Genomic DNA, 24437 nt, shown 5'->3' with positions numbered 1-24437 from the left:
CTGTCCAGAACTCGCTTAACGATTCCATCATTTCCTCAATTTCAGTAAGTATACGCAAATAATACAAACAAACAGGTCTGTCAGCTGAAATGCAGGTGATCCGGGAGGAGTTTGTTCCTTAGATACTTCTTTGTTCTCGATGTTCTCTACACTTGCCTGACTGCTATTGTTGGACTGGACAATACTATCTTTACCAAGAATCTTACTTACAGGCATTTCTTTCCAACCATCTGTTAAATTTGTTCCATCCAATGAAATGAGATAGGAACTACCATATGTAGTTTCATCGTTTTTGAATTGGGTAGTGGATGCTGTAACTATCTTGCTGTCCAGACTCCACCCTTCTACAAAATCATATCTTCCCTTTACAGCCGGAGTTATTTGGGTGAGGTTAGTTCCATCAGAGTTAATAGTAAAAAGTGGTGCTTCAATGAGTTTTCTAGATTCGATCGAAGGTTCATGATCAATAATTTTACCGTCCTCACTGATCGCAGAAGTAAATGCGATCGTTCTTCCAGATGGACTAATCGATGCCTGCTTAAAATCATAGAACTCCCAGATGTAATGCGTTGTCAATCCGATATCTGTAATATGCAGAAGATGTGTTCCATCGATATCTATAGAATACATTTGAGTCTCATTTTCAATAAAAAGGATCTTGGTGCCATCAGGGAACCATTGAGGATGAGTTGCGTTGCCTTTATACAATAACCGCTTATTATTTTCAGTTCCCTCTATTACATATAGATCTCCATTCTCATTCAATAGCATATCAGAGCCATTCGGCTGCCAGATACCAAATTCAAGTTGTACTTCATCAAAGAACTCGAGATTTGATTTGTCTATGCTTACTGGTTCTGATCCATCGATGTTGGAGATGTAATCTTCAGACATTGAACATATAGCTATTTTTTTCCGGTCAGGACTTATTGACTGTAGCAAATATTCTTCTCCTTTATTAGGTGAAGGAAGTGTCCTAATATAATTTCCATTGATATCTTTGACAATTATGCTTCCATTTTCTGATTGACAAATGAAAACTGTTGAATTACACCACATAAGTCTATTTGCATTTGCCTGCAGTTCAAATGCTTCAGTTCCATCTAAGTTCTCAATCCAGATATTTCCAAAGGAGTTTGCTGGATCCGTATATATGTAAGTTAATTTTTTATAATCCGGACTAAAAGTGAGATCACCATATTGAATTTTTCGTCCTAAATTTGAGATTACCACTTTTAAAGTAGCATCACAAGAACTTATTGATTTCATATCCCTACCATCTGGATTGCAAATTACTGTATTTGACCCATATTCTTCATCTACCTTTGAGAGAGAAAAATATGTTTTATTATTGCCTGGAACCCAGTTAATGTCCGGTGACAAATAACTGCTTTCCTTTTCCGTTATACCATAATCAATCTCTCCAAATGTTCGATTTTGGATATCTAATAAGTAGTGTTTGTTAATGGATTCGGCCATTGATATTCTTTTAAAGGAACCAAAAATTAAGTATCTTCCATCTAGACTCCACTTAGGAGAAAATACTTTAAATCCATTTTCAGAATGAGTTAAGTTGGTTATTTGAAGTGAACTAATATTTCCAGAAATGGGCTCTGCTGCCGTTACTCCTACAAAGAGCAGGATTATTAAGATTGCATAACATTTATCATTCATTCTGTCACCAATTATTAAAAATAATTGTTCTGGATAATCCAAAACTTTTTGAATCGAGTATTATAAAAATACATTTTATCTAAGTCCCTTTTTGATTTACTCATCGTTTTTTGATATGTACAAACGCCATAGCAACAACAAATCCAATTAATCCTAACAGTGCAGAGAAACCAGGAGCCTGAGAAGCAGTTGTAGTATTTATTTTTTGCTCTTGGTTGTTACTGCTGTTGAGTACAGTTACTTGAGATGCTGAATCATTTTTCTGATCCCTGGCAATTGTTCCTGGACTGTTCCCATAGTTCATTGCAAGGACCATATTATCGATAGCAATAAAATGTTCTTGAGGAGATATGCTGATTAAATCAGGGGTAGTTGAAGATATGGGGATCTCCCACATTGTGTTTGTACTCGTATTCAAGATAGATGTTTTACTATCAGTAGTAAACATGAGATCGTTATTGAACCATGAACTTCTTGTCACATTTGAGAAATCCTGCTCATAAGACTCATTAAATACAACCAATTTAGAAGTATAGAGATCCAATACGGATGTATAATCATCAGGACCGAAATGACCTTCGATCATTTCTGCACCATCAAAAAGGACTTTTACATCTCCGGTAGTTGAAATAGAGCAGAGTTTACTCGATCCATTTGAATAATCGACCACTAGAAGTCTTTCACTGTCAGGATACCAGTTTATTGCCCAATAACTACTTTTTTTTAGATTAATTCTTTCCGTAGTGTTTGTATTTTCATCCATAATGTAAATATCAAAAAAACCCTCATCATTTTTATCTGTTCCATTCAGATCATAAAATACAAGTTTCTTGCTGTCTGGACTCCATTCTGTATTATACAGTCCAGTAGTTTCAAATGGATATATCTGATGTTGTTCTTTTTTATCGACATCTATATTTACAATACCTTTAGGGCTTTCTAAAAAAGTGAGTTTATTCCCATCAGGAGACCATTCTAGCTCTGTGATAAAAGATACAGTTGTATCAATATAAAAGGTTAAATTGTTATTTTTAACTGGATCATAGATGATCAGTTTCCCAGGGGTAGGTACAGCAAGTTTTTCTTCATTAGGAGACCATTTGTAAATGAATGGGTCTTCAGGATTTTGGTCCATATGTTTGTCCATTTCAATTTCCTGGACTTGCTGCAGGTCAGTTGAAAGTACTAAAAGCCTAGCTGATGTAATCGAATACATCTTTCCCTGTGTTAATTCCATATATGCAAAATGATCACCGGACTGACTCCATGAAGGTGCATTAATTAGTTTTCCATAGTCTGTGGTCGTAAATTCTGTCCATGCGACACGCGAGATGTTTGAGAATCCTGCATCTGTTATATAGAGCGCAGAAATATATCCTGACTGAGTATCTCCTTTTCCTTTTGGGCATACATTAAGGAATACATAGACAAGTGCATTTTTCTCGTCAGGGCTCCAGATGACATTATAATAAGGCCCCAATTCAATTTCAAGGCGATCAGTATCAACAAGACCTCTTATATCCTTATCTATAGTCTGATTCAGGTCAGCTATGATCGTTGTATTCATTTGTTTGATGCTGGTGCCTGCAGCCAGTGGCTGAAAAGGGATACAGGCTAAAGCAATGAGTAGTATGATTTGAATTGTTTTCATTTTGAACATTTGAATCACCTTATGAGAATAGAAAATGTCATAGAGTCATATCTTTTCTTAAAAATGAAATAAAACATAAAACCAATAGTACTATAGGGGTTAGAACCAAATATAAAATGTTTAGCCAGAATTCATGGAACCATTGGCCGAGCATAAATTCAGTATCAAAAATACCTCTGACATTTGGTTCAATGTTAATCCCTCCCCAGCTGAGATCGATTTCACCAAGTGATACTTCACTGTAATGGTGAAGTGGAGTAACAGATATCAAATTGTATGCTAAGTCTGGGACATTGTCTTGTCCTGTAGCGGCAGAAGCAATTGAAATTATTATAGGTCCGGATACAATGCAAATCAATAACCATATCAAGATATTATAAACAAGTGAATCTTCAGACTCTTTAGCAAGTATAGATACAAAAATTGCAATTTCTGCAAATATAAGTGCATACAAAAAAGTTAAAAAAATAAAAAAAAGAATCCTAATTAGTTCCAGAGCACTTATGGCTGTGCCAGTGTATACCAGGATAGTTCCAACCGGAATTATTGTTGAGAATACAATGACTATCAGAAGCGTACTGATAATTCCAATAAGTTTTCCTGTGATTATATTATCTCTGAAAACCGGGTGAGTCAAGAGTACATTGAATGATCCAGCCCTTTTCTCTTTAATAACTGTGTCAAACGCAAGTGCTATAGCAATAACAGGTACAAACCATCCGATCTGTTGTACTATTCCTCTTAATCCAGACATTAGTGTTAAGTTTCCAATATGTTCATACAAGTATACACTCCGGAATGAAAAAGCAAGAACAATCAAGGTGTAAGTTACGATGAACATCAAGAATAACGGGCTTGATACGATGTCTGCGAACTCTTTTTGAGCAATTAGGAAAATATTTTTTAAATTAATATCCCTGCTTCGATTTTGTACGCTCATGTATATTCCTCAGTTAGTTATATCTTGTTTCAAAAAGGATACAAATGACATGACAAAGAGGATCAAAATAGTCGATATTATGACAATAATTTCAACAGAATATTCTTTTAACCACTGTCCAACTGAATAATTAGGATCAAATATTCCACAAATGCTATCCAGATCGTTTTTTGAAAAACCTCCCCAGGTCATACACGGATGCCCGATCACAAGCTCTGAATAATAATGTACTGGAGTTAGTTTTTGAAGCTGAGCATTGATTTCCATGGCTTGATAATTATTACCAAGATCAAGTAAAGATTGGCCAGTGTACATAGTTGAAATGACTAAGGCAAAGCTTCCAAATACTACACATAAGATAAGCCAAATACAAATACCATAACAAAGAGAGTTAATTGCATTTTTAGATATAGTTGAAATGAATATTCCTAGCATCAGAAAAACAGAGAGATAAAGATAATTAATTATTGTAAATATAAATATCCGTATTAGTTCCTCGGCAGTTATCTGGATACCAGAGACGAATATCATTGTTCCGATCGATGCACTCATCGAAACGAATATAATGAGCACAAGAGTTATCATTGCACCCAATACCTTTCCTGCGATAATATTGTCTCTATAGATCGGTTGTGTTAGAAGTACATTAAGAGAGGCATTTCTTTTTTCTTTAACGATGCGGTCAAAGCCGAGTGTTATTCCCAAAAGAGGGAGAAAAACAGCGATTATCTGAGCTACATTAACAAATCCCATTTCAAGGAATGAGGTGTTTTCTCCCGTACTGCGATAACTGAAGGAGAACAAGATCAATGTAAAAATTGTAAGAAGGGAAAGGAATCGTGGACTCCACAGGTCGTCAGCAAATTCTTTTTGTGCGATAATAATAGAATTCTTAATATTCAGATTCATGCTATTCGGTAATCCCTGATATTTATTAGATTTGGAAATAGTCTATTTGACCATTAATGTTTAAAAATAAATTGGAGAAGTTTTACTTCTCCAATTATCCATACACATAGTTTCTTCCAGCAATGAACTCATATGCTGATTGTGTTCCTTTTAGGATTTGAATGCGAGGAACATTAGTAATGTCTATTGCATAATGGTCATTATGAGTAGTGGATACCCACGCTTCAATATTATTCTGACCATCATGAAGTTTCATCTGTCCTCCAGCCGTAGTAAACGTTCTCTGTAGATCTATATAACAGTCATCATTTTGAACGACACTAAATTTATACCAATCACCCGGACTAGCTCTACACGTTCCAATCCAATAATCTATGTCTCCAGTTGGAACAGATATTGATTTTGCTGTGCTGTACGAGGACCCACCTGCTGCTGCTGCTGCTCCAGTAGCGACGAGCAGAACAAGCATCATTAGTCCTAATTTTACTAAACTGTTTATTTTCATTTTCTACCTCTTGTTCTTTACTCCAGAGGCAGGACAGCAATGATTTTATACATAAGTAAAACCAATATTGTCTTGCCTTTGGGCAATCTGGGATCCGAATAGATCCAGAAAGTTCAGTTCGGATCCCTCTCACATTGTCTAAATGTGATAAATGATTGTAATCATCTATCTTATTAAACTATTATGGCCATTGCCCGAACTGATAAAAACAGTAGTTAATATATTCTTTTTTTATATTATCTACATCCTATGTTATTAAAATGAAAATAATTATAAAACAATATCATGAGGACAAGTCTACAGAGTAAGACTGTTTTTATTGATACAACGTGTTGTTTTTTCCTGAAATGACATCAACATTAACTTTAAATACAAGTATTTTTTCAGAGTCAACCGAGATATTATTCTTTATGATTGACTAAGAAATAAATACTTTCAAAAGAAAAAAGTCTATAGGTGATTCTTATCAAGAAATATGGTAATAATAATTTTCGCATAGTCCTTCTTACATTACATCTTTCTAAACTTCCATCCACTGTATATACAAATTAAGCTTCCTAGTATCCCCAAACCTGGTGCATAATTACTTTTATTTGAGTCGTTTCGATCTGATTTATTATTGTTACTTGAATTATTGAGCTCTATAGGGTCCTTTTCATGAGATGTAGATGAATTATTTTTTTCAACAATTGAAGTAGCTTCTCCTGCTACTGGCACAGCCAGATCTCCATAAACAAATACTACTGGAACTCCCTTAATTCCCATTTGGCTTGCTTTTGAATCAAATATCTGATATATTTCATCCATCAAAGGCTTTTCAATATTCGTATTAACTTCCACTTCAAGAACGCCATTAATTGTGTAACCATGGCTTGTAACGGGGCCATCTGGATACATGTATTTTGATATTTCCATATCGGTTTCTGTATATATTTTATCTAGCTCATTAAGCCATTGTTGTCTTTCCTCCAAACTTCCATAAGAAGGTATACTTCCATAACTAACAATAAAATTCGAATCATTTCTAAGTTCATCAAGAGTTTCCGGACCAAAGGTTAGTTCCGTAGTTGTATTTTCTTGTGCATTTGCTGTAGTTGCTAACAATAAACTAATCACAAGTATTCCTATAAGGAGTATGTTTCTGAATTGATTTCTCATTGTTCACCTCTTATCCTGTAGTTGAGGAATCTGCAAAGAGTTACTTCATTCTATCGTATATCCAAAGTCTATATAGGCTTCTGCATTTTCCGAGTCGTTATATATATGGATACTAGCTGCTGCATTAGAGTCAACTGTGAAATTGTATGTGCTGGTTATGTTGTTTTCTAATGTGGCTTTGTACATATATGTGTCACCATCGTCGGTTTCATTGATCACTGAAGGGGATTTCACAAACTGTCCGGGATCCAATGCATATTTATCGGTAAAAATAAGAATTCCTGCTGAATCAAAGATCTTGACAACAACTTCATGTGGATATACATCTTCATTATTCACGGTGAAAAACAGATGTTCCTGCTCGAAAAATCCAGTATGCAAAACGGCTATTAATAGAAAGGATAGGCACATAATAACCAAAATTGCAAATATTGTTGTCCAACTACACTTAATGCTCTTCATAATTACTCCAGAATAGTGATTTTGTCTATTCGATACCTTGACACTTTACATTTGACTTTATTTCCAATTTTTACTTTATTGAAGTTTTCTATACTGACAAAATAAGTGAATGTCTCACCTTTAGGTACATCATTCAGCGGATCTTCAGAATTTACCTGTACAGCGACACAATAGTTAATACTAGTGTATTTCCTTTCCAAGAATTCTTTTATAGAATCATTGACAAAGACATTCTTATCTGTCGGAGAGAAGAATTTTTCGAAGTCTTTGTTGTCCACGGATATCCATGGAGCATCTGGATGTGGTCTGTTGAGTATTTCCTCGCATGTATTCTCATTGCACCCAATAATCAATTTATGGTCAACAATGCCTTCGATTTCAACTGGTGTGAGAATATAGATTGCAAGTACAAGCGTACAAACAATTAATATAATAACTACTTTGTTCATGATACCATTCTAAAAAATTAGAACTGGCAGTGCCAGTATTTAACTGTAACTAATATATGGAGACGATGTAGTGCTTAATATTTTAGAATTAAGGGAGTCTTTTCGGAATATCCCTGTGGTTTTGACATCTAAAATTTTATAGTTGCCCGTAGTATGCTGATTTCCACTTGCTGTGCTACCAGGATTTACAAGGGATGTCGATGTCTTCGCAGCATTACTGTTACATGTCATTTTCCAGTATGCAATGTCAGTATTAGTGCTACTGTAACATAAAGTTGATACATCTGGCTGAGAGTATGTCCAAGATATGCTTGCAGATACTCCTCCTGATCCTCCAGAGATAGAAAAGCCACTTGAATATTCTCCCGAAATAGATGACGATGGCTTAAACTTAAAAAGTTGTTCATTCCCAAGACCACCATTACACCATTTTTGATAAGCATACCATAAATCATTTTTCCACGGTGATATTGGATAAGCACGATAACCTGGCTCAAGTCCTGACTCTTGCAGAATTGCAAACCAATCTAAGGTGTTGCTACCATCATTCATTAGGACATATAATTCGTAGTTATTCATTACTCCGCCATAAGGTGATAGATAATAGTCATTATAGAAGTAGCATGGTTGACTCCATTCCGTTCCACTTTTAGAAGAAACAAAAGCATCAATGTCATTACTGGTAGTGTCTTCTGTTTGCTTTACTTTAAAGTTCACTACTTCAGCACTGTACCATTCATCGGATCTTTCATGAACTTTTGAAACAGATTCCTTATCTCCTACAATCCCTACATACTGGCTTGTCGTCCCATCATCATTAATCTTGAAGGAGTAAGAGATGATTTCTCCACCGGCTGGAATTTCGGGTATTGAATAGATTATAGGAACCTCTGAAATTCCCTTCTGCTTTTTATACTCATTTACCACTTTCTCTAATAGTATCTATATCTTTTAGTGAAAGTGGATTCGAAAAGTTCTCTGATACACTTGCATATTTTATATTTCCATATGATTTCACAATCTCATTACTAAATTCCATAGATTCAGAACTTGTAGCTGTTGCTGGTAAAATGCTTGCGACTAGAAGAACAGCTAACATAAGACTACATGATATATTATTTATCTTCATTTATTCTACCTCTATTTTTAGTCTAGAGGCCTCACTAACAGAAGCTTCATAATCTATTAAAGCGACTATTTCTATGCCTTTGGTTACCCGGGATCCAAATTTACTTTGCAAGGTTTCGTTTGGATCTCGGAACACATTTCATAAATGCGTTCAAAGATTATAGGTACTTATCATTTAAAAAGATTCTAGCCATTGACCTAACTATCAATAGAGTTTACAAAGTTATGTCTTTCCTTAGAAATGCTATGATCGATGTGACAAACAGGATGATGGGAGAAATTATTAATACTACTATATTCATCCAAGAATTGACCTAAGCATTGTGAAGTTGTTGAGTTAATTTCTATGCATTTGCAACCAGGATGCTCCAATTATCACAAAAATCAGATCTACAGGATACATGAACGATAAGAAATGCTCTCCATTTGCATTCGTACATGTGTTATTAAAAAGACTATTCTCTTTCTCCCCGATGAAACACTCTTCATTATCTGACAAATAATTTCCACTAACAGAGTTATTGATACTTGACTCTTTGAACCTGATACCTACATCGTTTTGGTTTATTGTGTTACTTGTTATTGAATTGTTCCAGGAATGCTGAAGAAAAATGCCAAATTCTTTATTCATTGAAAATTCATTGTTTTCTACTTCATTGTTGTCCGATAAATAGAATGATATCCCGATATCATTGTTGTAAATACCGTTATTCTCTATCAGATTACTATTAGCTATACCTGACATAATTCCAATTGTGCTTTTTACAACTGTGTTTTGATTTAGCTCACAATCATCAGCATTCAAATAGATACCATAATAATTATAAAAAACTTTATTTTTTTCGACCAAGCACTTTTTAGAATCATCCAGATATATTCCAGCATGGGAATTATTTTGAACGCTGCAATTTGAAATGGTACAATCCGAACAATCCATTAAATATATACCGTGGCCATTATTTGTACAACTGAGGTTATGCAAAATTATTCTTTCGGCATTATAAAAGCTTACTCCACATGAATTATTTGAAACAACAAGATCTTTCACAGTTATATTATCACAGTCATAACAACAGACAGTCCCAGCATTTGAAGATACATCAATTCGAATATCTGAAACACCATTTAAATAAATGATACTTTTACCATTTACCAGATTACTCCTATCGATTTCATTAAAACCACCTACATCTCCAAAATTGAACATGTTGTTGTTCATTTTATTTTCATACAATTGATTCCCGTTACTATCATCCCTCAACATAATTCCGAGATTAGAGTTTTCGCATATCAGATTATCTCTTAAGATGTTGCTATTTGAGGAATCAAGAACTAGCCCATCATACTGGTTATTTATATTGTTATTTTCAACCAAGTTCTGATGAGATTCTACTAAAAAAATACCGCATCTGTCATTGTCATTCAAAAAATTGCTCTCAATTGTATTTTCATCCGATGATTCCAAGAAGATACCCCAGAAATTCCCCGATATAATGTTATTTTTCAAAGAGCAACCAATGGAATCATAGAGCCATATCCCATTTCCTTTACCCTTCATCCCAGACAAAGTGAAACCTTCAATTGTCACATTATTTGCCTGGACTGAGAATATACTGTCCTCTGGATTTCGAGGTCGAATTACTACATCCTCTGGATTTGTTGAATTTGAAATTATAGACAGTTCTTTATTAACAACAATATTTTCAGTGTACTGCCCCTCATCAACAACGACAATATCACCAGAAATAGCAGTATCAATCGCTTCCTGGATGGATGAAAAATCCTCCTTTCTACTGTTATCGACAATAATGATCCTTCCTCCCGCAGTACTCGACAACAATAAAAGCAAAATCCCAACTAAGCAATATTTTATTAGCATGGTAACTCTTTAGATCATTATAACAATCTTACATATAGTTTAATGTTTGACAAAAAAGATGGATTTACTTTGTCGTTTAGATCTCGGAACACATTTCACAAATGTGTCCAATGATTATAGGTACTTATCATTTAAAAAGATTCTAGCCATTGACCTAACTATCAATAGAGTTTAGAGTGTGGTACATTAAGGAATACCAAAGCGAACAAAAAAAGTCTATAGGGATCTCGTACTACAAACTACGTATCCCTGTAGACACCGCCTCCACTACCAAGAAATCCATCTATTTTTGTCCATCCTTTTTGAGGCCCGAACAATTTGACGTTCATCCAATCCGAATAATCGTTCCCTTGCCATCCCATGATCCACCATGAATTTTCTCCATCTGCCATAATTGTGATCTCTACAATTGCATCAGGAGAGGCTTCGTATTCTGCATATAGAATACTTTCATAATCGTACTGCTTCCTGAAAGAATAACCTTCATCAGTTGTGGGCTTGACGTTATATTTTGGCTGGAGCACCACGTCATTACTAAGAGGGTCCAGTGTATCGATAGTACGGTTCGAGTTAATCATTGTTGAAAAGATGATCATATCAGGGATCGGAGTTTTGTTAGAATATTCGTCTGAAGTCCACACCCTTGTTTCTTCAGGATCGCTACCTTTGACAACATATCCCTCACGGGAATGGAACGTGGGATCTATTTCATCGGTCTTCATGGAAAGCATGAGCCCATGTTCGGTTTCTACAAGGGAATAATTCCACGAGTGATCATTTTCATTGAAGTTGTTTTTGATAATATCTTCTCCAATTGCAGAAGTACTATTCAGAACCATGAGTGGCAAGTATAGAGTCACATTTTTTAGGCTAGCGTTGGGCGATATCTCAACCGAGTAGCTATAGCTGCTCTGGTAGCTTTGGTTATACATTTCCTGGTTTCTGTCCTCTATCCATGAAGATATTACGAAAAAACCGATTACTGCTACAAGAAAAAATACCGTCATCACTTTGAACAGTGTTCTCATGTATAGTTCTCCTAAAGGACTTATGGTAGTTGATTTCTTAAGGTGTAGCTTATTTTCGAATTATTTTGTAAGACACGTATATCAATAGAAATATCCCTGCAGATATCATCAGGCCTGCGCTATATCCAGCACCAGGGCCCGGAGATACAATGTTCTTTCCGGTAATTATTGCGTATGCTAAAAGTGGTAATGCAACAATTATAGGGGTGAGTACAAATGTTTTTCCTACTATCTCTAATGTACGCAAGCAGTCATCGTTCATATTCTCATCATCTTTTACTGTTGGTTGCATTTGCTCTCCCTCAAAGCACATCGTATAAATATGTCCAATGAGTAGTTACTTCCATACTATTAATGAATTGTGGCCACAGCCTGAACTGCCACATACTAGGAGACGCAAATGTCAAGAACTAATCTGGACTCAAAGGAATTGTTGGGACATATGGTGGGTTTCATTGTTTATCTGATCTGGTCTTTTTCAGTGTTCATATCTACAGAAAAAATCACTCCAATATTAGATTGGATTATGTATGGTCCGATCGTATTCTTTTTAGCATCGTGCCATTATCTCTTTTCAAAGAAAGTGATCAGTGCTATCAAAAAGATCGATGATAAGATCAGCATCTTGAGCAATGTAATTGGTCTGGTCTTATGGTCTGCTGTAATAGTTCTTCTATCTCCACATTATACACAGATCGAGGATTTCAATCTGATTGGAGGGTATCTTCTTATATTGTTGATATATTTTATATCAAGAAGTCAGCTTGCTGAAGCACAAAGATCAAAAGAGTTCACTTTCACTTATTCTATGGTGTTGTTAATGATCTTCAACAATGTTGCAGGATTATTAATACCTTACATGTTTCCAAAATGAGAAAGTTATTGATTTGGTTGTTTCGCCATTTTTCCTATTTTGGTATTCATGGGAACATAGAATTTTTCACTGGTGGTAATGCGGTATAATTCCAATCATTTGGACTTTTCTGCTTCGAGTAATGTCCAACTTTAGAACCATCTTTGAAAATCTCTATGTTCATAATAAAGAATCTCTGATCATAGTCATTGGTTGGGGAAAAAGATTCCACTATATCAGTAATACCTTTTTTCGTTAATATGATTTCGCCTTTCCCTGAATATACAGGTGATCCTGCCTTTGGGTCATCAAGATGCCATTTATAAATAAGGTTTACTTCTTCATTCATATTGTTTGAAAGCGTGAAATAAAAATGGCTTTCGTTATCAAGGTAAACATTACTGATAGTTACTGGAAATATCAAATGCCATACCAAAAATAAAGAGGCAATAATGACCAGTCCTAGTATTAGTGCCTTTGAGAATGTGTTCACAGCTCCTCACCTACGCATGTAAAAGGAAGAAGGAGATTAAGGTAATCTCCCATCCTCGGTTGCATAAACATATCCTTCATACTGTCCCATATAACCAGTATTTGAATTTATAACATCTCCTTTGAAAATATATACTGGTAATACATATTCTTGATCTTTATCGGCAGCTTCCATCCAATAACCAAAAGTTATATCCTTTATAATGACTTTATCACCTTCTATACGCATTGGTACTACATCTTTACTTGCTAAAAGATCAGAATATGCCTGTTCTGGAGTTTTGATTTTAACTTCAGTATAGGGTTCGAAATCTCTCCATACTTTGAAAAGGCCTACGATTTCATTGTTATCTCCTATAAATACCTTAAGTTTATTGCCAGGACCTACAACAGGCATACCATTTATTTCTCTTCGATATCTCACCTGTAAAGTGACATTATAGATTTGTGTAATCTTTCCAGTTTCCTTTTCACCTGTAATTTGTTGATCTGCAACAACATCACTAAATTCTGCGTCTTTGGGTAGACTATCTGTCGAAACCAAAAAATCTGTTGCTATTTTTGTAGCTACATCTGTGCTCGGAAGATTAGGTTGTACAGTTACTACTGGTTCCATTTTTGCTGGCATTGAATACCATACAGCACCTGAATTCTTATAAACAATCAAATGTTTTTCCCCATTGAACAAACTGAATGTCCCTAAATCTGTATCTTCCGAACTGGAATTTATAATACCAAATTTGTTTCCGATTTCTGTAACATACTTATTACTTACCTTAGGAGTCTTAGTTACGTAGACTTTAGCAGTATCATTAAGAACAGGGAAAGAAGATTTCATTTCATATTGAATATTATCTTCACCTTTCATAGTAAGGACGTTAACGTTATCTTTAAAATTAATTGATTGAGAGAATAATACTGCAGCAAATAATGCTACCAATCCTAATATTATAGTAATTTTTTTCATTGAAACAACCTCTCTGCTATTACATGTTGTATGTCCAAGATGTAAAAGACCCATCTACAGATGGATCTGCGATCACAGTCCCTTGTCCCCAGATGTAATCGTTTCCACAGCTGGATGTTTCTCCCATTACTTTCCCAATTTTTCCATTTGGTTGATCTATGTCTGCACCATAAAACCATGAGTTTTTAACTGTATATGCGATATCATTTGCACCACTATCAACAAGATAATCGGCCCAATGGGACCCAAGATCAGAATCATATGCTGTCGTCGAAAAACCTAGAATAAGATGTGCTCCATTAAATGATGACGAAAAATCACTTGTTCCAGCTAGACAGCAGTCCAAACCTATCCATTCTAAATCATAATCCCCCCACTCGGCTTCATTGTGGTATACTTTTTCAGTTACAGTTGATACATCTAGCTTGTCTGTGGAACCATGTCCAGAATACAAAGCAATATCTACAGAATCAATATATTGAGAATCTTGATTTGCCTGCTCAAAATGAGATGCTTTTGCATTACTATTTCCTTTGTTGAATCTTTTTGTCCATCCAACATTTCCCAGTTTATTATATAATCCATTTGCCGAATCGTCACAATATGATAGATCGGCTGATGGCCATGTATAATCATTTACCCATTCAACACCAACTTCTGGAGAAGAAACATCATTTCCATCACCAGTTCCTGCAGATACTACAGTGGAATCAAGCGTAATTAGTGCTAGCAATAGCATAATACATGTTGCAACATGATATGTTCTTAATTGTAGAATTTTATTCATCTTACTCCTCTTGAACTTGTTACTAAACGATTTTAGTGTACATATCCATCATGTGGATATTAAATACATTTTATAAATATGTTCAATGAATAAAGGTTATATTCTTATTAAACTATTATAGCCATTACCTGAACTATCATCTATATGAACTCCTATTGGAGGCAAACAGTTATAGAGAATACTATGGATATCCAGTTATTAGGTCCTCAAGATGAATGGAAGTCACTGAAGGGAGAGCTTGTTACAGGACAAGGACCGTATTTGGAAACAGCTTAATTAACAAATGGTGAGGCGAATGTCGAGAACTAATATGGAATTAAAGGAATTGTTAGGATATATAGTAGGTTTCACTGTTTATCTAATCTGGTCTTTTTCAGTGTTCATGTCTGTAGAAAAAACCACTCCAATATCTGATTGGATTATGTATGGTCCGATAGCATTTTCTTTAGCATCATGTCACTACCTTTTATCAAAGAACGTTATTGACTCCAACAAAAAGATAGATGATAAGATCAGTATTATGAGCAATGTAATTGGCATGATATTATGGTATGCTGTAATAGTCATCATATCACCGCGTTACATACTAATCAGTGATGTTAATTTGGCTGGAGGATATATTCTCATATTCTTGATATACTTTATATCAAGAAGTCGGCTTGCTGAAACACAAAGATCAAAAGAGTTTACTTTCAATTTCTTTATCTTACTGATCATGATTTTCAATCATGTTGCTGATTTGTTGATGCCTTATATATTCCCAAAATGAAAATGCCTATATCCCACTTTCCGCAGATGTCTTGGAATTTTGCCAATTATCTGAATTGCAGTTATTTTTCAAATATGTGTATTACTATTTAATATATTAATAACATATAGTATTACAAATATTGGATATTATCTACACGAATTCCTGAAAAGAGAAAATACCTGTTTTTTTCTTGACATCTGCGGAAAGGCAGCTATATGTTCAATATCCCAGAAAAATAAAAAGGGCAATCTTCTCACATTTCCTCGATGCCCTTAATAGTCGGCTCGTACTCCTTCTTGATTGAATCCAGCAATTCTGTCTGGTTAACATATTCGTATTCTCTTATTGCCAGTCCATCATCTGTTAGTGTGAATTTTCCCAAAGAAAAGCCTGTTACAACATAGTGTTTCGGGCCAATATCCTTTGTTACTGGATATGTGTCCTCACAAAGATACAATAACACTTTCTCATTCTCCTTGAAAGATGGTTCATCTTCCCAATCAATTCTAACAATATCATCCTCTCCTCCCATATTACGTACCCTGATCTCCTGATCTTCGAGTGAACCTTTGAGACACTGATCGACCCTGATAATAATATCAGTGTACATTGTATCATTTTCCGGAATATCTTCAATTGCATTGACTCGTCTTTTTCCATCAGGTGTGTTCCATTTTGAAGGAAGGATCTCTTTAACAGTACCAGTTATAATGAGTTCAGATTGCTGATTAAGCTGCGTGAAATTCAGATATACCAGCGATGCACTGATAGCAATAGTAGTTTTGTTAGTCAAAGCCTCTTCTTCATCATGAGAACTTGTTGCTTCATTGGGAATGATTTCATCTTTCTGAATATCTTTTTCAGAGATTGTACCTTGTGCAGGGCCTGTGTTTGGCATAGGAGCTATTGTATAGAAGCTTAGTATACCCACTACAAATAGTAGCAGGATTCCTACAACGACTAATCCATATTTTAGTATCTTATTCATTTTGCATCACCTGATTTTGTTTGATCGTTCTTTTTGTTAAAAGAAATGGAAAGTACTATGAAAACAAGAACAAGAAGATTAAGAGAAGAGCTATAAAAATCGTAAAACCATGTGTTATAAGCATTGTATAATGCAACTATAATAGCAAGTGTCGAAAATAGTCTGGATAACAGACCGTATTTTTCTTTCCCCATTTATACCTCATATTCAATATAGTAACTGCAATTCAATTATCATTCCTGCATATAGCACAAATGTAGCCACAGCAGCGAAAAGTATTGATCTTTGGAATGAAAAATGATGCCGATGGTATTTTTGACGAAACAGCATTGCTCCTGCAAAAAGGGCCGGTAATACTAATACTAATACTATTTCCATTTGCATTTTCTAATCTACTCCTCTTTCAATGCTCTCCTACTAGCCCTCTTCCTATTAAGAACCCGATTCCAATAGCAATCCCGGAACGAATTCCACTAATTAAATCATGAGACAAATATCCTAATAACATGCATACGATAAGAGGTATGATGAAATACAAGAGTCGGCTTTTTATAAGGGATTCATCCATGTTACCTTTTCCTGATTTTTTCCAATTGACTATTGTTTAATTATATGTTTGTTTTGTCTTCTCATTTTTTCAGATTTCCAAAAGTAAAATGTCCCGATTAAGAAAACGATCATCCCCACAATAGAGAAATATTCTAATAAACTATAAATATATGTCAATGTAGTTATAATACTCCCAAGTCCTACTAAAAACAAGCCAATTGCTTGCACATTTTTTATTCTATTTTCTTGCATACCGTCACCTTTCTTAATTTAAAGGGAATAAGCAGTTTAATCAATTCTTTCAAAGTACTGAATCATATCCGGATGGCAATTCTCTTTGAAATAATAATTCTTTGATTTGCCATTTGGTTCTACAACCAAGTATCCATTTTCTGCCAGCTTGTGAATATGGGAAGTAATAGCACTTTTTGTAAGTCCTAATTCTTCAGATATCTCTTTATTTGTAATACCCGGATTTTCATATATTAACCAGCATATCTTTTTACAGGTAATACCTTGCAAATAAGGCTCGATGTTTCTGGAATATAAATTGTTTAATACATCTTGATCTTTCTTGAATAAGCTGACATAATTGCCGTTTTTTAATAATACGATTTTTCCAGCTTCTTTAAGAACGCTTATATGGTATCGGATAGTTCCTCTTTTAAGGCTTAAATCCCTTTTAACGGAATTAACACTAATTCCAGGATTTCTTTCAATGAATTGAAGAATCTTCAGGCGATTATCATTATTCTCGTCTTTTATCCTTGCGATTAATACCGCAGCCATCTTCCAACCGAGTGCTAAGACAAGTGAACTAATTGTGACCAGTTGTAAAGAAAGTGGCAAATCCCAAAAAGTCATATTGGCATCTGCACCACTGTCATCATTGATCAAGTTTGGATCAGGTTGGGTTAGAATTACATAATCTTTACAATAGCAAGGCGATGTGAAAAAAAAGAAAATAATTATACTTGCCAGAAGTATTCTTTTCATATTCTACAACCTTTAAATCGAATAGTCTTCAGTTCCACTAACTGAGTAACCGTATACCTTGTATTTCCAAGTTCCTTTTTCTATACCATTACTATTAGTAATGTATATTCTAATCCTTCCATTAATTGTTCCATCGGCAGAATCATAATAAGTTCCTATACAATAATTATTTGGATTATATATACTAAGTCTTAGGGAATCACTTGTATCTCCCCAGTCCAAGTTAACAGTCATGCTTTGAATATTCGTGCTAACTGTCTTACTATGCCAGTTTGTCTCTCCTTGGGTTATAGTATCATATACTGATTTTATTCCAATATCACTATCTGTTATTTCTGCAGGGATTATCTTGTACCCGAGGTCCGATGCAGAAATCAATGATACTTCATCTTCGCTATTAGAAGCACTTGCTCCAGCGACTGTAATACACAGCAAAAATACTACAAATCCCATTATTATCCTATTCAATCTTTATTCTCCTTATTTCTTGATTTTTGCAATAAGTATTGAAGTCAAACAAAGTATATAAGAATTTTAGCCATTGACCGAATTGAGAAAGAAAATAAACAAGAATTGAATATATTATTAGAAGAAAATCAATATATTAGGAAATGGGTGATGCGCTGATCACCCATTTTTATGGATTCAACCCCCTAATCGAGGGTTTTTACTCATCCTCTATCCCATAGTTGCTGTTTCTTGTTCTAAGATTCGTTTTTGACATTAATATCAAAGAACACACAATATAAATAAATTATGGCCACTAAATGAACTGATAATTTCTATTTTTTGCTGAAAATTCAATCACTACTATTTAAAAAGACAGCAAAGAATGGATTCAGATGGATGAGATTAGTATAGCAATTAATTCAAAAAGTTACATGAAGAACTTATCTGTATTATCACATTACACTGATATTTAATTTGTAATATAGAGTATTATTTGATTCGTCAAGTTGAAGATAACCTGTTCTTAAAAGAAAAGTTAAACATAGTTCCAGCTCTTTATTTGCAATGCCAAGCTGTTCCAAAAGTGTTTTTTTTGTTTTTTCAGATTCCTTTAATGAATTAATTATTTTCAAACAATTTTCCCTATTGCTTTCTTTAAGTGTGTCAATACTAACTAGACAATCTGCCGGAAGAAGTCTGCGGTAAGTATCAAGTAATTCGATACCCATAGGAGTCAATTCCCAGTATGTCATGTGTGGAGTTGATCTTTCAGATTCCCTGATAAGTCCAACCTGAGATAATTCAAGTATTTCCGCATTGTTTGTTGTTCGAGGTAAGTTTGCAAACTCGGCAATACGTGTCGTATTCATGCTAGTAAATAGGTTAATGACCGACATGATGCGCAGATGTGCTAACATGGCTAAATTACTCTCCCTTTAGAGATTTTTGTAATCCATTCCTTAATAGGACGCATTTCTCCAGTTGTTATATCTTTGATATAAATATCAATTTGTGTATCTGCAGATGCAAGGCCGTTGTTTATTGCAATATCAAGCGGACTTTGCAATATCTTGTGAGCAAACTCGGTAGCCTGCAGAAATTTAACGTGGAGACTTTCTTCAGAGCTTAGTTTGTCGGGTCTGATCGCCAGACAATTTTGAAGATGATGTTGCATGGTGTGTGGAGCTACCAGTCGTGTTGAAAGAAAAATTGGGTCCAGTTCAAAATGTTTTATGATAGAATTTCCAATAGAAAACAGCTTGCTATCAATATGATCATCATTGTCAAGATACACTTCCTGCAAGTATTCCCTCAATACTTCAAAGTCAAATGTCGGGTCAATATTTGGATGCTGTTTCAAAAAATAGTATTGAAGAAGTTGCTCATTGAACCTGTTTGTTAAGGCAGCAATGCTTAATGGTTCGATGTGTTCTCCAGAATAGTGATCGATCAGCCACTCATTAATACTTTTGTCGAGGATCTCGTTATTCAGGATATTACATATATGGCAATTCGTTACAACAGATACTGACTTCTTTTCCATTATATGACCACAGCCTTGAATTGCTCAGGTAATTGATTTGGAAGATATCCCTACTTGCCTCTTTTTCATTGTATCTGTTTCTGGCGGAAGCTTTGTAAGTATGACTGAGCCCGTAATTTTCCCCATGTAATCCATAAGGCTTTTCAGCCGATTGGGATCCAAAAATGTAAGCTCATCAAATAAAATGCAGGGGAAATATTCTCTCAGGTTATTAACTATATATCCGCTGATCATTATGGTTAATCCTATTACTTCAAGCTCCGATTTACTCAAAGTTTTAATGGAATCCATATCCCGGTATACACTGTCTTTATCAGTTTTTCTTGAAACCACAAGATCATAATTTTGATCCAGAATTATTCTACCCACGTTGCTATCGAATTCCAGTATAAGATAGATTTCCTGAATTGCTTTATTGAATTGCTCCTGAATGCGAAGTTCAATTTTATGAAGCTGGGATTTAGTATCATTCACTTCCTTTTTTAGGTCGGCAATGAGATGTTTTTTCTTATCGATCTCACGAATAGTCCCATCATACCGCAAAATCTCCTCTTTGAGCTGATCAAGTATGCTTTTTTTATTTCCGATGGATTCGTTGGTTTTGGCAAGATCCATAGTAATGCTAACAAAGAGGTCATTAATTGTTTTTGACAGTTCCATGATTTCAAGATATAGCTTTTCTTTTTTAAGCTTAAGTTCATCAATTGTTTGTTCTATTGTATTGATACTGTGGCCTTCCTGATTGATGGCCATTTCCTTAGACCGAAGTAGAGAAATTGCTTCAGAAATTTCTGATTTTTTCTGGATCAGAAAATTCCTTTCTTTTATTAAACCATGTTTGTCTTGTTCTAGTTTTTTGATAGCTGACTGGATCTTTGCTCTTTTTTCTGTGATAGATTCAATTTGCTTCTTAATCGTTTCAATTCCGGAATCATGCCCACAGAGTGGACAAGATACATGAAAATCATCTGATAAAGCATCCAGTAGTTTATCGGTTGGAGGATTATCCTCTAAGTGTTTTACAAGATTTCTGGCAGCCTGGGCCGTCATATCCAGGGAAGATATCTCCGAAGCAAATTTTTGTATTTGATATTCAATGTTTTCCACATCTTTATCAATCCTGTCGATTTCGTGAGAATCAACATTTCCAAGGCGATCCAGATTTCTACGTATTGAGTGGATTTCACGGGAAAGTTTCTCTATTTTTTCTTTCTTGGATTCGACATTTCTATTGCTATCATTGATCTTCGAGTCTATTTGTTGTAGTTCAGATGATTTGGCCTTAAGTTTTTCATTGCTTATTCCGCTGTTTTCAACATTAGAAAGAGCTATACTATCATGTTGTTTTTTGAGAATCGTATGTTTTTGTTCAAGTTCTTTGATCTCTTCCATTAGTATGCGTTTTTTCTTTTCTGCTGATAATTTTTCATGCGGAGCGTTCAGAGCTATCTTCAACTCATCTGAAAACTTTACTAGTTCACTTTCCTTAACTCTGATTTCGTACTTCAGTTTCTCTATAATATTAGTGTCAACAGCAATAAGACTCCGGAGGTTTTTTCCAGAGCGAATGGCTGAAAGGATCTCATTATCGCTGCCTCCTATGGCAAATCTTTTTACCAGCTCTGAAACTTCAGGAGTGAACATGTCCTGTCCAGAAACCACAATATTATTCTGATTCCTTACGATCGTTTTTCTGATCTCATTTTTATCTTTATCGATGATAGATACAAACCCTTCTGAAGACATAGACCTGAGAATGTAACCCAAATCGTTGTGAATTCCAGAAGGTGTCACCAGAAGCGAAAAAGCCCTCAAAAAGGATGTTTTACCAGATGCGTTTGGTTGTTCCATTACATTTAGACCTGGCAAGATCTCGGTTTCAATATAGTGTAATCCGCCAATATTTTTTACAACAACCTTTCTATATGCAAAATCCATTTTGGTCATTCCTTAAGTATGGAAAAAATCCATTTTTCAACAAAAACCATATGTTAAAAACATGTAATCTACCTATAAATAAATATTCTTGTAGCTATTGGTTCATTTGTTAATACATCCATAATTGAACCAAATATTTATAACATATGATTATAAACCATCTATTATGAGTAAAACAGAACAAATTCCAATACAACATCATCTATCTATAAATGAATTAAATAAAAAGATCAAAGAATTAGAAAAGACCACACGACTCTTGAAACGTTTATATTTCATCAGACACCGTTACGAAGGCGTTTCAGTAGAAGAAGCTGCTAAACTTGTTGGGATTTCAAAACCTGTTGCATATCAGTGGCAGGAAAGATGGAATATTGATGGTCAGAATGGTCTGAAACCAAGATTTGCAGGTGGTTCTCCTTCTAAACTATCCAATGAACAAAAAGAGAAACTAAAGATATTATTAAATGAAAGGGAAAAGTGGTCAACAAAAGAGATCAAAGAGCTCATTTTAAAAGAATTCGCAGTCCAGTATACTCATAAACAAGTATTAGTAATTCGAAAAAAGTATACATCTGATCGTATAAAATCCCAGATGCATCAAGTGGATTGATATTTATCTAGAAAAGGTAACCAATCAATGTTAACTTATAAATTTTGGAAATGCTAGAGTTACATAACGTAGATATGTAATAAAAGATCAGTTCAAAATATAAGGGTAATTGATGAAAATGCCAAATAAACTCGAACGATAATACGAACAATAGAATATATGAAACAAGTTGGCACACAAAAATCCTCAACAATAAGCAATTTCAGAAAAAGAATATTTCAAATAGGCTATTTCAGTTATATATGTCCTTAAATTGTATTTATTGAATAAAATAGGGAAAAATAAATTATCTCCACAATTGCATAGAGTGCAAATAGATAAAATATAACCAAACTTTAATAACATCTAGATCTCAGTAATATTGTAATGTTTTTTGTACCTACAACATCCTACATGATTTAATTTATACATGATCAATACTCACTTTTACTGTAAATTCCCCTGTACCTTTGTACAGGGTAACATAGATCATTTTTGACTTCTTTTCACATAGGCATATCCTGCTGCAAGTATTCCTATTACGAGAATAGCCATGCTAAATCCAAATCCCGGAGTCTTTTCTGGTTGTGCTTCTTCTACAACTGCCTCTTCCTTCTGGATTGGAGTTGTAGCCGTTTCAGCAGGTACAGAAGCTACAACCTACCTTTCAGTAGTGATCGCAAACCGAGAGAAGCCAGACGTTTGAGATTCGAATACTACATAGTCCGTGGTATTGCTTTCCACATTAGTAGGCAACACTTCCCACGCAGCTCCATTATACCTCTGTAGTCTTACATCTGCCGGGCTTAGTCCCATCTGGATTAGCTTCCCCTATAGAATATGAATGAAGTGTTATAAAAGCATTTTTAAAAGTTGGAAATTCATGGGATGTGCTTTAGGATGAGAAGTAAATAAAGCAAAAATAGGCAAGTAAGAGTTAATAAGACTCCATCCCAAGCTTTACAGCCAGATCATCTTCTCCATGGGCTTTGCCATCAATAATTGTCCTTATTCGGTTTGGTTTGAAGCAGTTGGCGCATCTTCGGACGAATTGATTGTTCGAAATGGCTGCAAAGAACTCTTTTCGGCAGTTGTAGCAGGTTACGACTATATTCATGATGATCCTCAAACCGCGAAAAGGTTTATGAGGATATAAGGATTTCACTTTTGTTCTGGCGAGGCCGTATGTGAAAATAATACTTTGCCTTGAATAAAATAAGCATCCTTCAAGACAATTCAGCAGGTGGGAAGTAAAGATGAAAAAGACAATACTTTCAGCTTTTCCATATCCCTGATATATCTAAAATCAAAAAAATCAATATTTACCGAGGGAACGTGCAATTAGTCTGTGCATTCCATGAATGCTCAGTCCGCTGCCCAGGTACAGCATAGGACACCTGCCGATCATAATATTGCCTCTTGCATCAGAAACTAGTGCACGTACTTGTTCAGTGTCAGTTCTCCAGTGAACCCATATATCTTTACAACCTTTATTCATAAGGTATCTAATGATATCAGCAGGCTCTACTGCTGTGATCCCTATCACAACTTTTTCCACTGGCAAGGACAGTGCTTCAAGGTTAGCGTTGATCTTATCCGCGTCCATCCCTTTGACATCCATGACCTGCACGGACAGACCTCTTTTTTTAAGCTCGTCAATGGTTAATTTAATAGCTGGCTTTGATCGATCGGTCACTACCAGATAATTTTTCCCTTCCCAAAAGCTTTCTGTACCAGAAGTCATACCA

31 protein-coding genes are annotated in these 24437 nt (G+C 34.9%); 5 read left to right on the top strand and 26 right to left on the bottom strand.

All coding sequences use genetic code 11. The features are described from left to right. Positions 1 to 27: 27 nt before the first annotated feature. From ACC612_RS12195 to ACC612_RS12135, 13 genes are all read right to left on the bottom strand, one after another. On the bottom strand, positions 28 to 1674 hold the full coding sequence (locus ACC612_RS12195; RefSeq protein WP_371854831.1) for a Tol biopolymer transporter: 1647 nt from the start codon (positions 1672 to 1674) through the stop codon (positions 28 to 30). 100 nt (positions 1675 to 1774) lie between these two features. Beyond that, positions 1775 to 3334, bottom strand: a complete 1560-nt coding sequence (locus ACC612_RS12190) for a hypothetical protein (RefSeq protein WP_371854830.1) — start codon at positions 3332 to 3334, stop codon at positions 1775 to 1777. A 28-nt stretch (positions 3335 to 3362) separates the two neighbouring features. Then, on the bottom strand, positions 3363 to 4265 hold the full coding sequence (locus ACC612_RS12185) for an ABC transporter permease (protein WP_371854829.1): 903 nt from the start codon (positions 4263 to 4265) through the stop codon (positions 3363 to 3365). A gap of 9 nt (positions 4266 to 4274) precedes the next feature. After that, positions 4275 to 5174 carry an ABC transporter permease gene (locus ACC612_RS12180; RefSeq protein ID WP_371854828.1) on the bottom strand — a complete coding sequence of 300 codons (900 nt, stop codon included), beginning with the start codon at positions 5172 to 5174 and terminating at the stop codon, positions 4275 to 4277. Positions 5175 to 5268: 94 nt separating this feature from the next. Continuing rightward, the gene (locus ACC612_RS12175) at positions 5269 to 5643 is read right to left on the bottom strand and encodes a hypothetical protein (protein WP_371854827.1); all 375 of its coding nucleotides are present in this window, start codon (positions 5641 to 5643) and stop codon (positions 5269 to 5271) included. Positions 5644 to 6189: 546 nt separating this feature from the next. Beyond that, positions 6190 to 6837: a hypothetical protein gene (locus ACC612_RS12170; protein WP_371854826.1), complete on the bottom strand. Its 648-nt coding sequence runs from the start codon at positions 6835 to 6837 to the stop codon at positions 6190 to 6192. A gap of 45 nt (positions 6838 to 6882) precedes the next feature. Next, entirely contained in the window at positions 6883 to 7176 is a 294-nt protein-coding gene (locus tag ACC612_RS12165; protein ID WP_371854824.1) for a hypothetical protein, read from the bottom strand. Positions 7177 to 7301: 125 nt separating this feature from the next. Beyond that, a complete protein-coding gene (locus tag ACC612_RS12160) occupies positions 7302 to 7748 on the bottom strand; it encodes a hypothetical protein (RefSeq protein WP_371854823.1) in 447 nt (148 codons plus the stop codon). Between the two features lie 39 nt (positions 7749 to 7787). Continuing rightward, on the bottom strand, positions 7788 to 8675 hold the full coding sequence (locus ACC612_RS12155; RefSeq protein WP_371854822.1) for a hypothetical protein: 888 nt from the start codon (positions 8673 to 8675) through the stop codon (positions 7788 to 7790). Continuing rightward, positions 8665 to 8877: a hypothetical protein gene (locus ACC612_RS12150; protein ID WP_371854821.1), complete on the bottom strand. Its 213-nt coding sequence runs from the start codon at positions 8875 to 8877 to the stop codon at positions 8665 to 8667. Before ACC612_RS12150 ends, ACC612_RS12155 begins: the two co-directional genes overlap by 11 nt. Before the next feature lie 336 nt (positions 8878 to 9213). Further along, entirely contained in the window at positions 9214 to 10755 is a 1542-nt protein-coding gene (locus ACC612_RS12145) for a NosD domain-containing protein (RefSeq protein WP_371854820.1), read from the bottom strand. A gap of 239 nt (positions 10756 to 10994) precedes the next feature. Next, a complete protein-coding gene (locus tag ACC612_RS12140; RefSeq protein WP_371854819.1) occupies positions 10995 to 11783 on the bottom strand; it encodes a hypothetical protein in 789 nt (262 codons plus the stop codon). A gap of 49 nt (positions 11784 to 11832) precedes the next feature. After that, complete coding sequence (locus tag ACC612_RS12135) at positions 11833 to 12075, bottom strand: hypothetical protein (protein ID WP_371854818.1); 243 nt, start codon at positions 12073 to 12075, stop codon at positions 11833 to 11835. A gap of 108 nt (positions 12076 to 12183) precedes the next feature. Here ACC612_RS12135 and ACC612_RS12130 point away from each other — a divergent pair, with 108 nt between their 5' ends. Continuing rightward, entirely contained in the window at positions 12184 to 12657 is a 474-nt protein-coding gene (locus tag ACC612_RS12130) for a hypothetical protein (protein WP_371854817.1), read from the top strand. A gap of 46 nt (positions 12658 to 12703) precedes the next feature. On the opposite strand, the gene ACC612_RS12125 is transcribed toward ACC612_RS12130, so the two are convergent. Genes ACC612_RS12125 through ACC612_RS12115 form a run of 3 tightly spaced genes read right to left on the bottom strand, consistent with a single transcriptional unit; the run spans position 12704 to position 14882 of the window. Then, entirely contained in the window at positions 12704 to 13129 is a 426-nt protein-coding gene (locus ACC612_RS12125; RefSeq protein ID WP_371854816.1) for a hypothetical protein, read from the bottom strand. Positions 13130 to 13165: 36 nt separating this feature from the next. Then, entirely contained in the window at positions 13166 to 14095 is a 930-nt protein-coding gene (locus ACC612_RS12120) for a hypothetical protein (protein ID WP_371854814.1), read from the bottom strand. Between the two features lie 19 nt (positions 14096 to 14114). Then, entirely contained in the window at positions 14115 to 14882 is a 768-nt protein-coding gene (locus ACC612_RS12115; protein ID WP_371854813.1) for a DUF6345 domain-containing protein, read from the bottom strand. A gap of 144 nt (positions 14883 to 15026) precedes the next feature. On the opposite strand from ACC612_RS12115, the gene ACC612_RS12110 reads away from it, so the two are divergent. Further along, the gene (locus ACC612_RS12110; protein WP_371854812.1) at positions 15027 to 15158 is read left to right on the top strand and encodes a hypothetical protein; all 132 of its coding nucleotides are present in this window, start codon (positions 15027 to 15029) and stop codon (positions 15156 to 15158) included. A gap of 34 nt (positions 15159 to 15192) precedes the next feature. Beyond that, the gene (locus ACC612_RS12105) at positions 15193 to 15651 is read left to right on the top strand and encodes a hypothetical protein (protein WP_371854811.1); all 459 of its coding nucleotides are present in this window, start codon (positions 15193 to 15195) and stop codon (positions 15649 to 15651) included. A 235-nt stretch (positions 15652 to 15886) separates the two neighbouring features. Here the strand turns inward: ACC612_RS12105 and ACC612_RS12100 are convergent, their stop codons facing one another. From ACC612_RS12100 to ACC612_RS12070, 7 genes are all read right to left on the bottom strand, one after another. After that, positions 15887 to 16621: a hypothetical protein gene (locus tag ACC612_RS12100; protein WP_371854810.1), complete on the bottom strand. Its 735-nt coding sequence runs from the start codon at positions 16619 to 16621 to the stop codon at positions 15887 to 15889. Further along, positions 16618 to 16815, bottom strand: a complete 198-nt coding sequence (locus ACC612_RS12095; protein ID WP_371854809.1) for a hypothetical protein — start codon at positions 16813 to 16815, stop codon at positions 16618 to 16620. The genes ACC612_RS12100 and ACC612_RS12095 overlap by 4 nt, the downstream gene beginning before the upstream one ends. Positions 16816 to 17458: 643 nt before the next feature. Beyond that, positions 17459 to 18166 carry a winged helix-turn-helix transcriptional regulator gene (locus tag ACC612_RS12090; RefSeq protein WP_371854808.1) on the bottom strand — a complete coding sequence of 236 codons (708 nt, stop codon included), beginning with the start codon at positions 18164 to 18166 and terminating at the stop codon, positions 17459 to 17461. Positions 18167 to 18178: 12 nt separating this feature from the next. After that, positions 18179 to 18634, bottom strand: coding sequence for a peptidase domain-containing protein (locus tag ACC612_RS12085; protein WP_371854807.1), 456 nt, complete (start codon positions 18632 to 18634; stop codon positions 18179 to 18181). Positions 18635 to 19068: 434 nt separating this feature from the next. Beyond that, positions 19069 to 19485 (bottom strand): hypothetical protein, encoded by a 417-nt coding sequence (locus ACC612_RS12080; RefSeq protein ID WP_371854806.1) that lies wholly within the window; start codon positions 19483 to 19485, stop codon positions 19069 to 19071. A 50-nt stretch (positions 19486 to 19535) separates the two neighbouring features. Then, on the bottom strand, positions 19536 to 20159 hold the full coding sequence (locus tag ACC612_RS12075; RefSeq protein ID WP_371854805.1) for a hypothetical protein: 624 nt from the start codon (positions 20157 to 20159) through the stop codon (positions 19536 to 19538). Between the two features lie 24 nt (positions 20160 to 20183). Continuing rightward, entirely contained in the window at positions 20184 to 22097 is a 1914-nt protein-coding gene (locus tag ACC612_RS12070; RefSeq protein ID WP_371854803.1) for an archaea-specific SMC-related protein, read from the bottom strand. A 166-nt stretch (positions 22098 to 22263) separates the two neighbouring features. Here ACC612_RS12070 and ACC612_RS12065 point away from each other — a divergent pair, with 166 nt between their 5' ends. Together ACC612_RS12065 and ACC612_RS12060 are read left to right on the top strand one after the other, a co-directional pair. After that, a complete protein-coding gene (locus ACC612_RS12065; RefSeq protein WP_371854802.1) occupies positions 22264 to 22710 on the top strand; it encodes a transposase in 447 nt (148 codons plus the stop codon). Between the two features lie 532 nt (positions 22711 to 23242). Then, positions 23243 to 23395, top strand: a complete 153-nt coding sequence (locus ACC612_RS12060) for a hypothetical protein (RefSeq protein WP_371854847.1) — start codon at positions 23243 to 23245, stop codon at positions 23393 to 23395. Here the strand turns inward: ACC612_RS12060 and ACC612_RS12055 are convergent. The 3 genes from ACC612_RS12055 to ACC612_RS12045 all read right to left on the bottom strand — a co-directional run bounded on the left by ACC612_RS12055 (position 23350) and on the right by ACC612_RS12045 (position 24433). Beyond that, positions 23350 to 23505 carry a PGF-pre-PGF domain-containing protein gene (locus ACC612_RS12055; protein WP_371854801.1) on the bottom strand — a complete coding sequence of 52 codons (156 nt, stop codon included), beginning with the start codon at positions 23503 to 23505 and terminating at the stop codon, positions 23350 to 23352. The genes ACC612_RS12060 and ACC612_RS12055 overlap by 46 nt on opposite strands. A 121-nt stretch (positions 23506 to 23626) precedes the next feature. Beyond that, positions 23627 to 23806, bottom strand: coding sequence for a hypothetical protein (locus tag ACC612_RS12050; protein WP_371854800.1), 180 nt, complete (start codon positions 23804 to 23806; stop codon positions 23627 to 23629). A 198-nt stretch (positions 23807 to 24004) separates the two neighbouring features. Then, positions 24005 to 24433: a hypothetical protein gene (locus ACC612_RS12045; protein ID WP_371854799.1), complete on the bottom strand. Its 429-nt coding sequence runs from the start codon at positions 24431 to 24433 to the stop codon at positions 24005 to 24007. Between the last annotated feature and the right edge of the window lie 4 nt (positions 24434 to 24437).

Source organism: Methanomethylovorans sp. (assembly GCF_041447285.1).
Lineage (GTDB): Archaea > Halobacteriota > Methanosarcinia > Methanosarcinales > Methanosarcinaceae > Methanomethylovorans.
The sequence above is the reverse complement of the archived record's forward strand: the minus strand, read 5'-3'. Positions and strand labels throughout refer to the sequence as shown.

Excerpts from the sequence above, each read along its gene's own strand:
- ACC612_RS12195 (WP_371854831.1), bottom strand. The coding sequence starts at position 1,674 with ATGAATGATAAATGTTATGCAATCTTAATAATCCTGCTCTTTGTAGGA.
- ACC612_RS12190 (WP_371854830.1), bottom strand. The coding sequence starts at position 3,334 with ATGTTCAAAATGAAAACAATTCAAATCATACTACTCATTGCTTTAGCC.
- ACC612_RS12185 (WP_371854829.1), bottom strand. The coding sequence starts at position 4,265 with ATGAGCGTACAAAATCGAAGCAGGGATATTAATTTAAAAAATATTTTC.
- ACC612_RS12180 (WP_371854828.1), bottom strand. The coding sequence starts at position 5,174 with ATGAATCTGAATATTAAGAATTCTATTATTATCGCACAAAAAGAATTT.
- ACC612_RS12175 (WP_371854827.1), bottom strand. The coding sequence starts at position 5,643 with ATGCTTGTTCTGCTCGTCGCTACTGGAGCAGCAGCAGCAGCAGGTGGG.
- ACC612_RS12170 (WP_371854826.1), bottom strand. The coding sequence starts at position 6,837 with ATGAGAAATCAATTCAGAAACATACTCCTTATAGGAATACTTGTGATT.
- ACC612_RS12160 (WP_371854823.1), bottom strand. The coding sequence starts at position 7,748 with ATGAACAAAGTAGTTATTATATTAATTGTTTGTACGCTTGTACTTGCA.
- ACC612_RS12150 (WP_371854821.1), bottom strand. The coding sequence starts at position 8,877 with ATGAAGATAAATAATATATCATGTAGTCTTATGTTAGCTGTTCTTCTA.
- ACC612_RS12145 (WP_371854820.1), bottom strand. The coding sequence starts at position 10,755 with ATGCTAATAAAATATTGCTTAGTTGGGATTTTGCTTTTATTGTTGTCG.
- ACC612_RS12140 (WP_371854819.1), bottom strand. The coding sequence starts at position 11,783 with ATGAGAACACTGTTCAAAGTGATGACGGTATTTTTTCTTGTAGCAGTA.
- ACC612_RS12135 (WP_371854818.1), bottom strand. The coding sequence starts at position 12,075 with ATGCAACCAACAGTAAAAGATGATGAGAATATGAACGATGACTGCTTG.
- ACC612_RS12130 (WP_371854817.1), top strand. The coding sequence starts at position 12,184 with ATGTCAAGAACTAATCTGGACTCAAAGGAATTGTTGGGACATATGGTG.
- ACC612_RS12120 (WP_371854814.1), bottom strand. The coding sequence starts at position 14,095 with ATGAAAAAAATTACTATAATATTAGGATTGGTAGCATTATTTGCTGCA.
- ACC612_RS12115 (WP_371854813.1), bottom strand. The coding sequence starts at position 14,882 with ATGAATAAAATTCTACAATTAAGAACATATCATGTTGCAACATGTATT.
- ACC612_RS12110 (WP_371854812.1), top strand. The coding sequence starts at position 15,027 with ATGAACTCCTATTGGAGGCAAACAGTTATAGAGAATACTATGGATATC.
- ACC612_RS12105 (WP_371854811.1), top strand. The coding sequence starts at position 15,193 with ATGGAATTAAAGGAATTGTTAGGATATATAGTAGGTTTCACTGTTTAT.
- ACC612_RS12100 (WP_371854810.1), bottom strand. The coding sequence starts at position 16,621 with ATGAATAAGATACTAAAATATGGATTAGTCGTTGTAGGAATCCTGCTA.
- ACC612_RS12095 (WP_371854809.1), bottom strand. The coding sequence starts at position 16,815 with ATGGGGAAAGAAAAATACGGTCTGTTATCCAGACTATTTTCGACACTT.
- ACC612_RS12090 (WP_371854808.1), bottom strand. The coding sequence starts at position 18,166 with ATGAAAAGAATACTTCTGGCAAGTATAATTATTTTCTTTTTTTTCACA.
- ACC612_RS12080 (WP_371854806.1), bottom strand. The coding sequence starts at position 19,485 with ATGAATACGACACGTATTGCCGAGTTTGCAAACTTACCTCGAACAACA.
- ACC612_RS12075 (WP_371854805.1), bottom strand. The coding sequence starts at position 20,159 with ATGGAAAAGAAGTCAGTATCTGTTGTAACGAATTGCCATATATGTAAT.
- ACC612_RS12070 (WP_371854803.1), bottom strand. The coding sequence starts at position 22,097 with ATGGATTTTGCATATAGAAAGGTTGTTGTAAAAAATATTGGCGGATTA.
- ACC612_RS12065 (WP_371854802.1), top strand. The coding sequence starts at position 22,264 with ATGAGTAAAACAGAACAAATTCCAATACAACATCATCTATCTATAAAT.
- ACC612_RS12060 (WP_371854847.1), top strand. The coding sequence starts at position 23,243 with ATGCTAAATCCAAATCCCGGAGTCTTTTCTGGTTGTGCTTCTTCTACA.
- ACC612_RS12055 (WP_371854801.1), bottom strand. The coding sequence starts at position 23,505 with ATGGGACTAAGCCCGGCAGATGTAAGACTACAGAGGTATAATGGAGCT.
- ACC612_RS12050 (WP_371854800.1), bottom strand. The coding sequence starts at position 23,806 with ATGAATATAGTCGTAACCTGCTACAACTGCCGAAAAGAGTTCTTTGCA.
- ACC612_RS12045 (WP_371854799.1), bottom strand. The coding sequence starts at position 24,433 with ATGACTTCTGGTACAGAAAGCTTTTGGGAAGGGAAAAATTATCTGGTA.